Source organism: Bifidobacterium sp. H6bp9 (genome assembly GCF_032193695.1).
Taxonomy (GTDB): Bacteria; Actinomycetota; Actinomycetes; order Actinomycetales; family Bifidobacteriaceae; genus Bombiscardovia; species Bombiscardovia kimbladii.
The window spans coordinates 739,720-754,396 of sequence record NZ_JASTZY010000001.1 but is presented as its reverse complement, the minus strand read 5'-3'; the positions used below and the strand labels follow the sequence as shown (position 1 = coordinate 754,396).

Below are 14,677 nucleotides of genomic sequence, written 5' to 3'. Positions count from 1 at the left end.
TCATCTGCCTTCATTCGCCATGTTGAGCATAGGGCATCAGCGATCAGGAAGGCTCATGTCATTACCGGATAAGCAGGCTTAATTGTTGAGTTTGCGGTAAGCGTCACGCATGCCACCGTCCATGGCATCGTCCAAGACGGCTGATTTCGTCGCTGACATTGGCATCTATTGAAATGGACAGATTGCGTCCGAATTATGGATACCGGTTGGGCGTTCGCATCCTGGTGCTCTAGCATCGTGGCCATGGAGAAAACGACATCACTGAAGCCTTGGTTGCCCAAGGGTGCCTTCTTCTATGTCGATGCCCGATGGCGTTGATGTTTTAGCCGGTTCTTCTTCTGATTCCTATATTTACCTCGGTGTTTGAGGTTGCTCTTTTATTATCTGCGGACATGTTGCCATAGGAAATCCGTATCCTTGGCCTGCTCAATCGGCACCGGGTGGGGTTTCACTGCCGTTTCCAAACCGCAGTATCTGAACTAGGAAGTGCCCTAATGACTATCAACGTAACTATCGAATCACGCCGATTCTCCAGCGACCTCGATGCCCTGGCCATCTATCACCGGCTGCGCACCAGATACCAGGAGGATCAGCTCTTCCTCCTGGAGTCCCTGAGCGGCCCCGATCCAGACCGGAACCGCTCGGTGATTGGCTTCGAGCCGGTGCTGACCGTAAGCGTGACAGACCACGTCATGACCATCGACCCTTTGGGCAATTCTCAGCTGACAGGAATCCTGAGGCCCTTTGACCGGATTGAGCAGGGAGTGGTCCATCTTCCGGTCTCCGGCATCCAGGAAGTCTTTGCAGTGCTGAGGCGGCTGGAATCCTCCTTCGCTATCAGCGGCGACCACGAAGGCCCCTTCGGAATGGGCTGGTTCGGCTACTTCGGGTATGACACCATCTTCATGATCGAGGATCTGGAGGAGCGCATACCAAGGGACGCGGCCTTGCCGGTCATCTCGTTGACTCTTTATCGGGGAATCATCACCTTGGATCTGAAGGCTGGCGGCTACTGCGCCACTTTGATTCATGCCGAAGAGAGTTCGGCCGAGTGCGGCATTCCAGAGGGCGGGGAAAATCTGCGAGAGCGCGGATCTTCTACACGGTCTGGTGCACAGATCCAGAATGCGGCAATTGAAAGCGGCGGGCACGGTCATGGATTCGCGTCGTTGGAAGAGGTGGTGGAGCTGCTCAAATCCGACGCATTGCCGGAGCAATCTTCTGAATCGCATGCTGACCAGGGTGGCATACAGGATGGCATAGGGCCGGACTATCCATATAAGGCACAGGACACGATTGACCGGGACCTCTTCTATCGGTGGTTTGCCAAGGGCAAGGAGCACATAGCCCAGGGAGATGTATACCAGCTCCAGCTCGGGCATGAGATTCAGGTGGACTCCAGGATTCCGCCCTTCCAGGTCTACCAACGGCTGCGTCGGCAGGACCCGTCCCCCTATATGTACTATTTTGTGACTCCCCAAGGGGTACATGTCATCGGCGCCAGCCCCGAGCTCTTCATCGGGCTGACCCCTGATGGTGACATAACCCTGAGGCCCATCGCCGGAACTGTCGGCAATCCCGGAGATGATGAGGCCCGCCAGGTGGCCATCAGGCAGTTGACCGGCGACCCCAAGGAACGGGCCGAGCACCTGATGCTGGTGGATTTGGGGCGCAACGACGTAGCCAGGTGCTGCACACCCGAATCCTTGGAGGTGGACCGGCTGATGACCACCGAGGTTTACTCCCACGTCATTCATATGGTCTCGGATGTGGTCGGTCGAATTCGGCCTGGCCTGGACAAGTACGACGTCTTCTCGGCCGCCTTCCCCGCCGGCACCATGACAGGAACCCCCAAGGTGCGCGCCGTGGAGATCATCGAGGAGACCGAGGTCAGTTCGCGCGGGGTATATGCCGGAGCGGTGGGCTTCCTCGGATTTGACGGCCAGGTCCTTACGGCGCTGTGCATAAGGACGGCCTCCTACCATTCGGGCAGGTACCACCTGCGCGCCTCGGCCGGAATCGTCGAGGATTCTCAGCCGGAAAGCGAATGGCAGGAAACCATGAAGAAGATGAGTTCGGCCTATCTGGCCATCACCGGAAAGGAGCTGGCCCATGAGAGTCTTGCTGGTTGATGCCTTCGACAGTTTCGTCTATGTGGTCAAGAACTACGTGGACCTGTTGGGCGCCGATACGACCATTGTCCGGGTGAACCACCTTGCCGAGGTGGATCCACTCACCTTCGATGCGGTCATTCTGGGTCCCGGACCGGGTCGCCCGGAGGACTGCGGCTACCTAGAGCTTTTAGACCAGGTGGCAGGACGGAAGCCGGTCTTCGGCATCTGTCTGGGCATGCAGGCCATCGCGGTACACGCTGGAGCCCGTGTAGTCAGGGCCTCCAGTCGTCAGCATGGCAAGGTGAGCGGGATAAGCAACGACGGGAAGGGCTGCTTCAAGGGCCTGCCCGATACCTTCGATGTGACCAGATACCATTCCCTGGTTGCCGACGAGGCCTCGGTCAGTCAGGTCGCCGACCTGGAGATCAGCGCGCGCTCGCTTCTGGATGGCTATGTGATGGGTTTGAGACGGGACCAGTCGCTCATGGAGGGCGTCCAGTTCCACCCCGAGAGCATCGGCAGCCAGTATGGTCACCAGGTTATTGGCAATTTCTTCAAAGAGTACTGCGGCTGATTTGACGGGGACTGTCCCGTCAGGTCCGAACCGGGTTGTTTTTTCCCGCAATCCGCCATTCAGTAAGCAAAGCCAGTAATTTCTCTGGGTAAGTCCGGCAAGATGCTGCGGCGGATTCGATTTGGCAGCCCATGACCTGGACCTGACGCTCACACGATCAGGGGAACTTGTGCGACCGCTCTCTAAACTCACAGGTCAGGAAGGACAAAGGTGGGTGGCCGTCCGTGTGTGAGATTCGGCCGGTCAGGACATCTCGCTGCGGCCCTGGCGCCAATAACCCATGAAAGATACGTTGCGCCGGTCCATTCCCCGGTCTCTGACTAGCATGCGTCTCAGCTCGCGGACGGTGGCTGCCTCTCCGGCGATCCAGGCATACAGGTCGTCGGCATGAATAGTGGCATCGGCTTGGGCGGCATCGGCAGTCTCCCAGAGCAGCTCTTTGTCGATATCGACCTCTGTGAATTCCTTGGAGGATTCAGCGGCTGCGGCCGTAGGCGAATGGATCGGCAGGTCCTCCAGCAGGCTGCGCATGGCTTCAGTCAGGGCGTGCCCATGCCCGGATTCGTCGCAGGTCGTCCAAATTATGCGGATTCCTTCATGCTCGGGCAGTGGAAGACGATCCTTTTCGGTCGGGACTTCGATCAATGCCACCCTGTCGCCCTGCCAGTGGTCACGGATCAGGCTGTCCATTATGGCGGCGATGGCTGGTACCGCCGTCTCGTCGCCTACTAGGAGAAGATGTCTGGATTGGCCTGGGTGAAAGTCCATCCCCGCGACCGGTCCTTCGGCCTGTGCATTAGGGCCGATGATGATGGCCTGATCGCCAGGTCTGGCAGCCTCTGCGAAGGCTCCGGCCGGGCCAGGATGATCGTGGATGACGAAGTCCACATCTATTTGCTCGCTTTCGGGCCTGACCTTGCGAACCGTATAGGTGCGCATGGGATTGCGGCTCTCTGCGGGCAGGGCTCTCCACTGTTGGTACCATGCGAGCGGATCTTCAGGGGATGCTTTGAAGAAGGAAGGAGCCGGAAGGGATCCGTCAGGGAGGGGTAGGAGGATTTTGATTCGTTCATCGTAACCGGCATCTGCGAAATTGCGCAGATCCGGCCCTTGGAAGACGATCCGCTTGAAGTGGGGCGAGAGCGTTTCCGCTCTGGCTACGGAGACACGGAAAGGAATCAGGGGTACAGGATGATTGTCGGCTTGGTGTTCCATGGATAGCTCTCTTTAGGTTGCGATTGATGGGTTGATCTGAACGTCAAGTTGCCTGAGGATGGGGCTCCGTTCAGATTGTCACGGTTCGTGAGTTGGTGGTTTTGAGGCTTTCTGGTTGGAGACGTTTGTGCTCGCGGTGCGGAGGGCGGGACGAGGGGCTGACATCAAGGATTTCACATCATCGGACTATGCGGTGTCGTCCTGCCGAGTCATTCCAGTGTACGTGTACATTACAAGCTCCGCCAGAGTGGGCTTCAAGGCTATGGAGGGGAGCAGGTGTCATCAGTGGAGTTCCGGTGGACTCATCCTTCACCACGGTGGACGCGATGTCGAACACCTCCGTGACCAGGTTCTCGGTCATGACCTCGTCGGGAGCGCCCAGGGCGACCCTCCTGCCATCCTTGATGGCCAGGATCCAATCCGAGTATCTGGCGGCCATGTTCAGGTCGTGGAGAACCATGACCACCGTGACGCCCTCCTGCCTGTTCAGGGTGCTCAGCAGGTCAAGCACCTCAAGCTGGTAGGCGATGTCCAGGTAAGTGGTCGGCTCGTCAAGAAGGAGTATGTCGGTCTGCTGGGCGAGGGTCAGGGCAATCCAGGCGCGCTGGCGTTGGCCTCCGGACAGGCGGTCGATTGGACACCCCGCCATATCGGTCAGTCCGGTCAGGGCGAGGGCCCGTTCCACAGCCTTTTCGTCCTTGGTTGTCCACCGCTCGACGAAGTGGTGGTGGGGGTATCGGCCGCGAGCGACCAGGTCGGCGATGGTGATGCCTGCGGGTGCTGACGGGTTCTGCGGCAGTAACCCCAGAATCGTTGCAACCTTGCGGGTGGGCATGCTGGTGATGGGCTCTCCGTCCAGCATGACGGTCCCCGAGGCTGGTTTCAGTATCCTGGCCATAGCCTTGAGGAAGGTTGATTTTCCGCACCCGTTGGGTCCGATGATGGACCCCATCGTGTGTGGGGGTATATCCAGACTCAGGTCCTCGATGACCGTACGCCCGCCATAGGTGAGGCGAAGGTGCGAGGCGGTCAGCTTATGCGCGCTGCTCCAGGAGTCGTGTGCCGGGGGTGACGTCATGATGTTCAGAGCTCCTGTCTGCGGGTCATGAGGACCATGATCAGGATGAGGACGGGTCCGCCCACAATGCTGGTGATGATGCCGACCGGCACCTGGGTTGTGGGCAGATGTTGGGCGACGATGTCCGACCCCAGAACCAGGCAACCTCCCACCAGGCCCGACTGGATAAGGGCCGATGTTCCCCGACCAACCAGGACTGCGGCGATGGGGCCGGAGAGGAACGAAACAAAGGAGATGGGACCGGTGGTCGCCGTTGCGACAGCCAGGAGCAGCACACCCACGATAATTACCTCGAACTGGACACGGCTTACCCTGACTCCCAGTCCGGCGGCCATCTCCGGTCCCAGCTGCAGTGTGCTGACATTCCTGTCGAGTGCCAGCAGGAGCATGGCGCCGACGAGGGTTGTTGTTGCCAGTATGGGTAGATCGGACCACTGGGCATCGGCCAGGCTGCCCGTCAGCCACCGGGTTGCTGCCTGGATGTCCCATTGGTTGCTGCGAACCATCAGCCAGGAACCCAGAGCATTGAACCCTGCGGCCACTCCGATTCCGATCAGTATCAGCCGGGTCGGGTCGAACGAACCGCGCCAGGCCAGGGCCATGACCAGGAGGGCTGTCAGGAGACCGCCTATGACCGCCAGGCAGGCCAAGGGCATGCCCGACAGGCCCAATACGACAATGCCGAAGATGGCGGCCGTGTTGGCTCCTGCCGTGATGCCGATGATATCCGGGCTGGCCATCATGTTGCGCAGGAGGTGTTGGAAACCAATTCCGGCCATGCCGAATGCGATGCCGGCGGCGCAGCCGATCAGTGCCCTGGGCATGCGGAGTTGGAGAATCACGAATCTGGTCCCTTCGTCTCCCTGCCCCAGAAGCGCTCCAATCAGGTCGCTCATGGAGTATGTGCGGTGTCCCAGAACCAGGTCGGACAGCGCGAGAGCAACCAGGAGTACCACAAGCAGGATGGTGACTGCCAGTGAACGAACGGTATGGGTCCGTCGTATCCGTTGCAGGTCGGTCATCGCATCGGGTCTATGCGATTTCTGAAGGGTGGGGTTATCGCCACGAACGGGAGGAGCGACCATGCCTATACCTCCGCGGTTCTTCTGCGCCCGGCCAGAATCACGAATACGGGAGCCCCAATCAGTGCTGTGACGATGCCGACCTCCACGTCGGATGGGCGGGTGATCATCCTGCCCACCACGTCGGCGCCAACCACCAGAAGGGGGCCGATGAGGATGCTCAGAGCCATGATTCGTCTGTAGTCGGGTCCTATAAGCAGTCGTGCCACATGGGGGACCACCAATCCGACGAAGCCAATCGGACCCGCCAGTGCCGTACAGGAGGCGCAGAGGAGTATCGCCGCAAGCCAGGCCAGGCTGCGGACACGCCCGACGTGCATACCCAGTCCTTCGGCCATCTGATCACCCAGGGTCAAGGCGTTGATTCCGGGTGTCAGACAGAAGGCGAGTATCAGGCCAAGAGCGAGAAGAGGCAGGACCGGCATCATGAGATTGAACCGGGCGCCGGAGATTCCGCCCACCTGCCAGAAGCGATATGAGCTGATGACATTGATGCGCGGCAGAAGGATGGCGGAGGTAAGAGATCCCAGTACTGAACTGATCACGACACCGGCCAGGGTCAGCCGTAGCGGAGATGGACCGGATGGCCCCAGAGAGCCTATGGCCCAGACGACCAGTGCGGTCGTCGCACTGCCCAGCAGTCCCACCCAGACATACTGGGCCGGGGTCGATAGGGAGAAGAAGGCTATGGAGCAGACGATCGCCAGGGCCGCCCCCGTATTGAAACCCAGAATCGACGGGTCCGCCAGTGGATTGCGTGATATGCCCTGCATCAGGGTCCCGGCCACCCCGAGCCCGGCACCGACCAGGAGGCCGAGGACGGTGCGAGGGATTCTCAGGCGGATGGCCGAGACCGCGATGTCATCCGAGGAGGCGGACAGGGCGTGGAGGATGTCGGAAGGGCTGACGGAACGGGATCCGAAAACCAGGGACAGGGCGCAGACCATGACCAGGCAGACCGCCAGAATCAGCCCGGACAAGACCATGGGTCCGTTTCCATTGCGATGCATGGTTGCTCGCCGGGTGCCTGGGCGCGGAGTCACTCCCGACCGCATATATGCGCCACCTCTCCCTCTTTCATCCCCTCACCTGCGGCCTGATTAGACCTTGGCGGCAGCCTCGCCCAGAAGTTGGGCGTATGCGTCGGTCGTCTTCTGGATGGACAGGGCCGAGGGGTCAAGGGCATTGGCCATCTCGCTGTCATTGTCGATGACCACGACGGATCCGCGCTCAACTGCGGGAATCTTGGAGAGGAGGGGGTCCTTGCGCATCGCTTCAAGCAGGTCCGGGGTGCCGTAGGTAACGATGATGTCGACATCCTTGTACCTGTCGGCATGCTCGGAGGAGATCTCCTTGTAGAAGTTCTTGGTGCTCTTGGAGTCCTCCTTGATGGACTCCGGAGTCTCCATGCCGAGGTCGTTCAGGAACTGAGGCCGGGCGTCGGAGGTGGTGTAGACGCTGAACTTGGAGAGCTTGGAAGCATCGAAATACATAACTGCCGCGGTCTTGCCCTTGATGGCCGGTTGGGTCTCTCCGGTCTTTGAGATGCGCTCCTCCAGGTCGGATATCAGCTGCTTGCCCTTTTCGGGTTCTCCGATGGCTTTGGCTGTGGACGTGATGACCTTGCGCCAGGGGTCGCCCCAGGCAACCTCTTGATAGGCGATTGTAGGCGCAATCTTGCTCAAGGTGTCATGCTGCTTCTTGGTCATGCCGGAGAGCAGGCCGATGATTAGATCGGGCTTGGACGCGGCGATGGCCTCGACATCGATGCCGTCCGATTCGTCATGCAGCTTGGGCATATCCGCCTTGGCCACATGCATCTCATCCAGGGTATCCTTGGTCCAGGGCAGATACCCTCCATCCACGGTCTTGCCGAAGGAGTTCTTCTGGATGCTGACCGGCACGACCCCCAAGGCGATGAGGTTGTCGGGAGTGGCCCATCCGACGGTGGCGATGCGCTTGGGCTTGGAAGGTATCGAGGTGGTGCCGTAAACATGGTCAATCTTGACGGGGAAGGAGCCTTGCCCTTCCGAGGCCTTCGACTGGTTGGACTGGTCTGCCTGCGAGCCCGATCCGCAGGCGCCCAGGAAGAAGAGGGCGCTTGCCAGCACCAGGATGACTGCGATAGTGCGCTTGAATCGGGTGAGGGAAAGAAGTGGTCGAATGTGCATGTGGTTCCTTTGATCGTGCTGTCGAATTGGCATGGTGCACCAGAGCCAGGTACCAGATGTAGCATCGGCGCGACGGGAAGAAAAGAGTTGATTTCCCTGGTTGCATGTGTTAATTAGCGCGCTGCGAAAACGAGGAGACGGCAAGGAAAAGACGAGGGTTGGCTCAGATCGGCACCTTTATAGCCTTCGTCGAAACCATCTAGGAAAACCCTTGCTTTGCTGGCCTCTTGCTCTGCCGGCTTGCCGCGGATCCAGTCGGATGTCAAGGTTCGGCCGACGCAGGGTTCTGACTGTTCCAGGTCTTTCAGATCTTCACCCTTCACAGTGCCTTCCTTGGATTGCAGCAGGGCTCTGCTCGCTCCTTTATCTTTCTTTATTTTCGGTCTTTAGTCTGGCTCCTGCCACACGGAAATGAATAGGAGCTGACCATGCGTTACATATTGCGGACCGAGGGACTGACCAAGGTCTTCGGCCACGGACAGCGGGCCGTCGACCAGGTGTCCCTGCATGTCCCCGAGGGCGGAGTCTACGGGCTCCTGGGGCCAAACGGGGCTGGCAAATCCACTACCCTGAAGATGGTCACAGGCATGCTGCACCCCAGTGGCGGATCCATGATTCTGGACGGGCACCCCTGGTCGCGCCGGGACCTCTACGACATCGGTGCTCTGATTGAGCAGCCGCCCGTCTACCCCAACCTGACGGCCCGCCAGAACCTCAAGGTGCGCACCACCCTGTTTGGCCTGCCTGATGAGCGGATCGACCAGGCGCTCTCCATTGCCGGACTTGTCGATACGGGCTCCAAGAAGGCTGGGCAGTTCTCCCTGGGCATGAAGCAGCGCCTGGGGATAGCCAACGCCATCCTGACCAAACCTCGGCTGCTGATCCTGGATGAGCCCACCAACGGGCTGGATCCGCTGGGCATCGAGGAGCTGAGAGGGATGATCCGCAGTTTCCCCCAGCAGGGGATGAGCGTGATCGTCTCCAGCCATATCCTCTCCGAGGTGTCGGTCCTGGCGGATCACATCGGCATCATCGCCGACGGCCGCCTGGCCTACGAGAATGAGCTGCATGCCGGGGAGGACCTGGAGGGGCTGTTCATGGATGTGCTCAGGAGGTCGCGATGAGCAGCAGGAACCTTGAAGAACTGACCCAAGATAATGTGGCTGCATCAGGCGACCAGATCGGGACGCGGGTCAGGGCCGGAGGCATCCCCTTCGGCAGGATCCTGGCAGTAGAGATCATGAAAGGTCGGTCGGCCGCGCCGAGGCGTATGGCCCTGGCCTTTCCTCTGGTGCTCATTATCATCATGGCTGTCCTCGTGTTCGGACTGCATGTCTGGTCGCCCTCTTCGGTCAACTACTGGTATGTCCTGCTCCTTCCAGCCATGGCTGCCCTGATGAGCGCCGCCGTGGCCAGCATCGACGCAAGGCAGCAGTGGAGGACGACCCTGGCCCTGCCCGCCGCGCCCATTCTGGTTTGGTGGGCCAAGATCGTCTACTGCCTGTTCCTGGTCGGCGTCGCCACCCTGCTGGCTCTGGGCCTGCCGGCGCTCATGATCGCCATCTCTGGAGTCGAGGGGCCCTCTCCGGCTGATTTTGTCATCAGCGCCCTGATGCTGGTCCTGGCCTGCTCCTGGATGATACCGGCGGGATTGGCGCTGACCGCCAGATTCGGCATCCTGATCGGATTCGGCCTGCCTTATATGGCGGACCTGCTGGTCTCGACAACCTTCTGGGGAAACCAACGGCTATGGCCCTTCCTGCCGCCCTCCGCCATGATCAGCCTGCCAGTGCCTTTCATGAGGGTCATGCCCGATGGCGTGCCCCTGAAAATCGAGAGCAGTAGTCCGATCAAGACCGCACTGTCCGTCTTCGGCGGTCAGAGCCTGACGGCGCTGGCGGTCTGTCTGGTCTGGTTCCTGCTCCTGTCCCTCCTGACGGGAATCTGGTTCTCGCATAAGGAGGCCGACTGACATGACCGTGCACTACAGACGCGCCGCCAGACAGACCGTTCCGACCAGGCAACCCAGGACAACCATCTGCCGGGCCATAGTCTCGGAGGCCGGACGGCTGCGCGGATCAGCGCTCATCCCCATCCACGCCGTCTGCGGGCTGGCGGCCGGGATCGCCTGCGGCGCCTACTTCGTTGCAGCCCCTTACGACCCCGGGTTCGGGACCGATGCCTTCTTCCAGATTCTGGGTGCCTTCATGCCCCTGATGGTCGCCATCATCGTCGCCTTGAACATCGAAACCGAGCGCGAGGCTGGCGACATGGCCAACCTCCTGGGGATTCCCAGCCGCCGCCTGGGCCTGACAGCCAAGATCATGGTGCTCTGGATCTTGGGCCTGCTGGCTCTGGTCCTGGCCGCCCTGGCCTTCCGCCTGCCCATGGCTCTGGCAGGCCGGGCGGGGACGCCGGTCTCCGCCCTCGCGCTCGCCATCCTGGGCATTGCCGGGGGTTCCCTCTGCCTCTACCTCTTGGCCATAGCCCTGGCCATGCGTTTCGGCAGGAACCTGACCATTGCCGTCGGGGTCGTCGGCACTGGGACCGCCATCGGCTCCCTGGGAGGCCTGCTCAACGGCCTGTACAGTCACACCCTGGCCGGGGCCGGCCCCACTGGGGTCAGCCGGTGGATCCCCTTCACCTGGCCCGCCCGCTTCGGCTCCCTGGGCATTGAGCAGGCCTTGGCCCTGACCATGCCGGGAGGGGACGGCCTACGGGTCTCCATCGGCGTAACTGCCTTGGATAATCTGGTTCCCTGCCTGGACTTTACCCTGGCCTTGGCCGTGGCGCTCATGCTGTGGATCGGCTGGTTCGAAGACCGGCACAAGGCCAGCGATTAGACTGGGCTGAGAAACGCCTGACAGGCATGTATGCCGGCTGAGCCGGGGGAGGCCAAGCGCAGAGAAGGAGCCGATCATGGTTGACACGCAGGCCGACCTTTCCCATGGGGGCGATCGGCATCAGGCCACCATCCTGGTGGTGGACGACGATCCCAGGATCACTGCGCTGCTGATGGCGGCCCTGTCCAAGGACGGCCACGCGGTGACCGTGATCAACGATTCCCGAAAGGTTACGAAGATGGATCTGTCCTCGGTCGACCTGATCCTGTGCGATGTCATGATGCCTCACATGGACGGCTTCGCCCTCCTGGCATCCATCAGGGACCGAGCGTCCTGCCCGATCATCTTCCTGACGGCCAAGACCGACGAGGACAGCGCTGTGCTGGCCTATGGCCTAGGTGCCGACGATTACATACGCAAGCCCTTCGGCGTAGCCGAACTCCGCGCCAAGGTCAGGGCGCGGCTGTCCCAGGGCAGCCGGTCCAGACGCCCGCTTCTGCGTTTCGGCTCCTTGGACATGGATCTTCAGACGCGTCAAATCAGAGTGAATGGGCACAAAGCCAATCTGACGGATGCGGAATACCGCATATGCGCCCTCTTGGCCCAACATCCTGGGCGGGCATATACGCCTCCGCAGATATGGGAGGCCTGCCTGGCCACGGCGGACGACTCGGCCGCCAATAGTCCAAACGGCGATGCCACTGCAGCGGTCAGGGTGCACCTGAGCAATGTCCGGCGCAAGTTCAAAGCCCTGGGAGCGGATCCCATCAGAACCATCTGGTCGGTGGGGTACCAGTGGGCGGCCTGACCGGCGGCGGGCCCGGATCGCCACAGAGGCGGAGCAGCGAGGGGAAGGGTGCGTCCGGCCGCAAAGGGATCCCCATTGTTCTGCTGATTATCAGATACTTTCTTTATGTGCTCCTAGCACTGGTCCTGCTCTTCGCCGGCATCGACGCGGTCTGGACGGGTCTGGGCGCCAGGGGCGACTTCCTTTGGGCCAACTACGGCGAACGGCACCTGGAGGAGGTGGGGCGCACCATCAGCAGTTCGGCCACTGTGGACGACGCCATGATTCCCGCAGCCTACTGGTACCGGACCTATGACCATCGAGGACGTCCCTTGGAGGGCGACATGGGCCCTGGCATGGCGGCTGATGCGGACCTGTTGGCGGCCGATCATCCTGAGCGCGGGGCATCCACGCTGGTGGAGGAGCAGGGAAGGAAGACCGGCCAGCCGCTGGGCACCCGCGTGGGCAAGGAAGCGACGTATGCCATCTATGCCACGGCTGATGGAAGCCGGTGCGTTCTGGCTTATCAGATCATGCCGCAGTGGGTTTCGAAGCAGGCCCGTGACCGGTACCCCAACCCTCAGGACTTCCTGCTGGCGGCATTTGCGGCGGCCCTGCCGATTACTCTGCTGGCGGTCGGGCTGAGGGCAGCTCATGTCATATCTTCCAAGCTCAAGGTTTTCAACCAGGTGGCTGCCGATATAGGGCGCCAGGATCTGGAGGTCGGGCTGCCCCGCACCAACATCCTGGAGATCAACCGGGTGCTGGACTCCTTCGACCGGATGCGCGTCACGCTCAGGAAGTCCCTGGAGGCGACCTGGACGGCACAGGAGGCCCAGCGGCGGCAGGTGGCAGCCCTGGCTCACGATTTGAAAACGCCTTTGACCGTCATGCGAGGCAATGCAGAACTGTTAAGCGAGACCGAGCTCAGCCAGGAGCAGCAGACCTACCTGGGTTATATCGAGGGTGCCATCCGTGAAATGGCTGACTATGCCCAGGCCATCAGCCAGGGCTCCATGGGTGCGGCCTCCGGACGATCTGGGGTCGCCACAGCTGTCCTGAGGGATATGGTCGACAATCAAGCCCAAGGCTATGCGAAAGCCCGGGGGCTGCGGCTTGAGAGCGATGGCCGTCTGGATTCCGCCGCTGGTCACATTTCCGGTGATGCCGCTGACCTTGTCCGAGCGATCATGAACATCGTTGCGAACGCGGCTGACTACTCGCCGGACCATGGCCTAGTGACGTTGACCTGGAGGCTGGAGGGTGGTCAGGAGGGCGGGCGAGCCTTAGTGGTGACCGTGCGTGACCGGGGTCCAGGTTTCAGCAGCCGGGCTCTGGCCCATGCCACGGAATGGCTCTATCAGGCTGACAGCAGTCGGCACGGCTCCAGCGGTCACCATGGCATCGGCCTGGCTGCAGCGCGGTCGACTGTGGAAAGTGCAGGAGGCCGCCTAATCCTGGCCAATGCAGCCAGTGGCGATGGCGCAGCAGTCACTGTATCTTTGCCAGTGCAGTGAATTCAGCGGAGCTGATACCGGTCACAGCAAACTCGGTGTCCAGTTAAGAATTGCGCAGTGGTAAAGATTAGGAAATAGTGTTAGTCGTGGGCTATTAATTATAAAAACATCAATTATTTAGTAATTGATTACAGAGGTTTGCCATTCTTTAGTAGATCTGTATGTTACAGATAACAGGAATTATAAATTTGTAGGGACTGTAGGGACCTGCATGTAAAAATCAGATGACGCTGAACAGAGCGATCGGTCGCTGGAGGAGGTTGTGCGTTCGATTCAGCACAAGGGTTGTGAAAGCCAATCGATAGAAGCCAAAGCCGCCAGCCAAGGGCCTCCGACGGTGTATGACTGGTTGTCGTCGCTGTTCGGCCAGGATGAGGGCGGCATCGCTGTGTGTGGGCTTGACGAGAATCTTAGTCTAGGTTGTCGGTGTCCGTGACGTACAGGAGCTGGAGAAGGCAATAATGGTACAGGGGGAAGAGATGAGTCCCACAAGGTCAAGCCGATTATAGCGAAGGCCTGATTGACGGCAAAACGGTGATTTTGGTTTCTGTTAGCGGCAGATGCATGGATGAAAGACTAATCTACCACAAAACAACAAGCACCAGCACAGGCGGTCATGCCCGGATCCAGGATGCCGATGCCGCATGAAGCCTACACAGCTAAAAGAAACTGAGGTTTTCGGGACTTCCGATGCGATAATGTTTCGGTAGATCCTCAGACCGATGCCAATATGTTGAGCCCTGAAAGACGCCGTATTTTCATAAGCCGCGCTCAACGGAGTGCACCATCTAGTGCAGAGGCAATCATATCCAAAGAACACGCAATCAGATCAAATTCAATAGATGGACATAATGCATGATCAGGCGGCATAGTCAAGGGCAGGGCCTGCAAAAACAACGGGGATGTGATCGTGTTGCAGTCTGCGCGACCGTTAATAGTGTGAACTGCTGGTTTTGAAACTGCCATTGTTTATTGAGTCTACGTGACCGCCTACATCTACTTCCTTCCTCCTAGCACAATGCACTAATAAAGAAAAAGGGACAGAATTATGCGCAGATCAGGAACGAGAAGTGGGAAGAGGACGACCGGAGGAGCTCTAAGACCGTCGCCATGGCCCGAGATGCAAAAATGCCGAAAGGACACGACCGACATAATGCACTGGCTGTACCCTCTTTTTCCTCCTTCCAAGCGCTTTCGTATCATCCCATCATGGCTTAGGGAAGACCGGAGCGCACGGCATCTATTAACTTACGCATACCCGTTTAGATTATTATTGAGTGGCTGAAGTCAGGTTCA

The 14,677-nt window shown here is 59.9% G+C and carries 13 protein-coding genes; 7 read left to right on the top strand and 6 right to left on the bottom strand.

What is annotated here, in order from left to right; genetic code table 11:
* The first annotated feature begins 494 nt into the window (after positions 1 to 494).
* Positions 495 to 2,132: an anthranilate synthase component I family protein gene (locus tag QRX40_RS03130; RefSeq protein ID WP_313836208.1), complete on the top strand. Its 1,638-nt coding sequence runs from the start codon at positions 495 to 497 to the stop codon at positions 2,130 to 2,132.
* On the top strand, positions 2,113 to 2,688 hold the full coding sequence (locus tag QRX40_RS03125) for an aminodeoxychorismate/anthranilate synthase component II (protein WP_313836206.1): 576 nt from the start codon (positions 2,113 to 2,115) through the stop codon (positions 2,686 to 2,688). Before QRX40_RS03130 ends, QRX40_RS03125 begins: the two co-directional genes overlap by 20 nt.
* Before the next feature lie 243 nt (positions 2,689 to 2,931).
* Here QRX40_RS03125 and QRX40_RS03120 read toward each other — a convergent pair whose 3' ends face one another.
* From QRX40_RS03120 to QRX40_RS03095, 6 genes are all read right to left on the bottom strand, one after another.
* On the bottom strand, positions 2,932 to 3,903 hold the full coding sequence (locus QRX40_RS03120; RefSeq protein WP_313836204.1) for a siderophore-interacting protein: 972 nt from the start codon (positions 3,901 to 3,903) through the stop codon (positions 2,932 to 2,934).
* Between the two features lie 178 nt (positions 3,904 to 4,081).
* Entirely contained in the window at positions 4,082 to 4,981 is a 900-nt protein-coding gene (locus tag QRX40_RS03115; RefSeq protein ID WP_313836202.1) for an ABC transporter ATP-binding protein, read from the bottom strand.
* 5 nt (positions 4,982 to 4,986) lie between these two features.
* A complete protein-coding gene (locus QRX40_RS03110) occupies positions 4,987 to 6,066 on the bottom strand; it encodes an iron ABC transporter permease (RefSeq protein WP_313836200.1) in 1,080 nt (359 codons plus the stop codon).
* Between the two features lie 2 nt (positions 6,067 to 6,068).
* Complete coding sequence (locus tag QRX40_RS03105) at positions 6,069 to 7,049, bottom strand: iron ABC transporter permease (RefSeq protein ID WP_313836198.1); 981 nt, start codon at positions 7,047 to 7,049, stop codon at positions 6,069 to 6,071.
* Positions 7,050 to 7,163: 114 nt separating this feature from the next.
* Positions 7,164 to 8,234, bottom strand: a complete 1,071-nt coding sequence (locus QRX40_RS03100; protein WP_313836197.1) for an iron-siderophore ABC transporter substrate-binding protein — start codon at positions 8,232 to 8,234, stop codon at positions 7,164 to 7,166.
* A gap of 113 nt (positions 8,235 to 8,347) precedes the next feature.
* Positions 8,348 to 8,557 (bottom strand): hypothetical protein, encoded by a 210-nt coding sequence (locus tag QRX40_RS03095; protein WP_313836196.1) that lies wholly within the window; start codon positions 8,555 to 8,557, stop codon positions 8,348 to 8,350.
* Between the two features lie 105 nt (positions 8,558 to 8,662).
* On the opposite strand from QRX40_RS03095, the gene QRX40_RS03090 reads away from it, so the two are divergent.
* From QRX40_RS03090 to QRX40_RS03070, 5 genes are all read left to right on the top strand, one after another.
* Complete coding sequence (locus QRX40_RS03090; RefSeq protein WP_313836195.1) at positions 8,663 to 9,358, top strand: lantibiotic protection ABC transporter ATP-binding protein; 696 nt, start codon at positions 8,663 to 8,665, stop codon at positions 9,356 to 9,358.
* Positions 9,355 to 10,206 carry a hypothetical protein gene (locus tag QRX40_RS03085; RefSeq protein ID WP_261253485.1) on the top strand — a complete coding sequence of 284 codons (852 nt, stop codon included), beginning with the start codon at positions 9,355 to 9,357 and terminating at the stop codon, positions 10,204 to 10,206. Before QRX40_RS03090 ends, QRX40_RS03085 begins: the two co-directional genes overlap by 4 nt.
* Before the next feature lies 1 nt (position 10,207).
* Positions 10,208 to 11,077 carry an ABC transporter permease gene (locus QRX40_RS03080; RefSeq protein ID WP_198219577.1) on the top strand — a complete coding sequence of 290 codons (870 nt, stop codon included), beginning with the start codon at positions 10,208 to 10,210 and terminating at the stop codon, positions 11,075 to 11,077.
* A 76-nt stretch (positions 11,078 to 11,153) separates the two neighbouring features.
* Complete coding sequence (locus tag QRX40_RS03075; RefSeq protein WP_198219576.1) at positions 11,154 to 11,885, top strand: response regulator transcription factor; 732 nt, start codon at positions 11,154 to 11,156, stop codon at positions 11,883 to 11,885.
* A complete protein-coding gene (locus QRX40_RS03070) occupies positions 11,873 to 13,381 on the top strand; it encodes a sensor histidine kinase KdpD (RefSeq protein WP_261253488.1) in 1,509 nt (502 codons plus the stop codon). Before QRX40_RS03075 ends, QRX40_RS03070 begins: the two co-directional genes overlap by 13 nt.
* Positions 13,382 to 14,677: the final 1,296 nt, after the last annotated feature.

Coding starts and splice junctions, on each gene's coding strand:
- QRX40_RS03130 (WP_313836208.1), top strand. CDS start 495: ATGACTATCAACGTAACTATCGAATCACGCCGATTCTCCAGCGACCTC.
- QRX40_RS03125 (WP_313836206.1), top strand. CDS start 2,113: ATGAGAGTCTTGCTGGTTGATGCCTTCGACAGTTTCGTCTATGTGGTC.
- QRX40_RS03120 (WP_313836204.1), bottom strand. CDS start 3,903: ATGGAACACCAAGCCGACAATCATCCTGTACCCCTGATTCCTTTCCGT.
- QRX40_RS03115 (WP_313836202.1), bottom strand. CDS start 4,981: ATGACGTCACCCCCGGCACACGACTCCTGGAGCAGCGCGCATAAGCTG.
- QRX40_RS03110 (WP_313836200.1), bottom strand. CDS start 6,066: ATGGTCGCTCCTCCCGTTCGTGGCGATAACCCCACCCTTCAGAAATCG.
- QRX40_RS03105 (WP_313836198.1), bottom strand. CDS start 7,049: ATGGTCTTGTCCGGGCTGATTCTGGCGGTCTGCCTGGTCATGGTCTGC.
- QRX40_RS03100 (WP_313836197.1), bottom strand. CDS start 8,234: ATGCACATTCGACCACTTCTTTCCCTCACCCGATTCAAGCGCACTATC.
- QRX40_RS03090 (WP_313836195.1), top strand. CDS start 8,663: ATGCGTTACATATTGCGGACCGAGGGACTGACCAAGGTCTTCGGCCAC.
- QRX40_RS03085 (WP_261253485.1), top strand. CDS start 9,355: ATGAGCAGCAGGAACCTTGAAGAACTGACCCAAGATAATGTGGCTGCA.
- QRX40_RS03080 (WP_198219577.1), top strand. CDS start 10,208: ATGACCGTGCACTACAGACGCGCCGCCAGACAGACCGTTCCGACCAGG.
- QRX40_RS03075 (WP_198219576.1), top strand. CDS start 11,154: ATGGTTGACACGCAGGCCGACCTTTCCCATGGGGGCGATCGGCATCAG.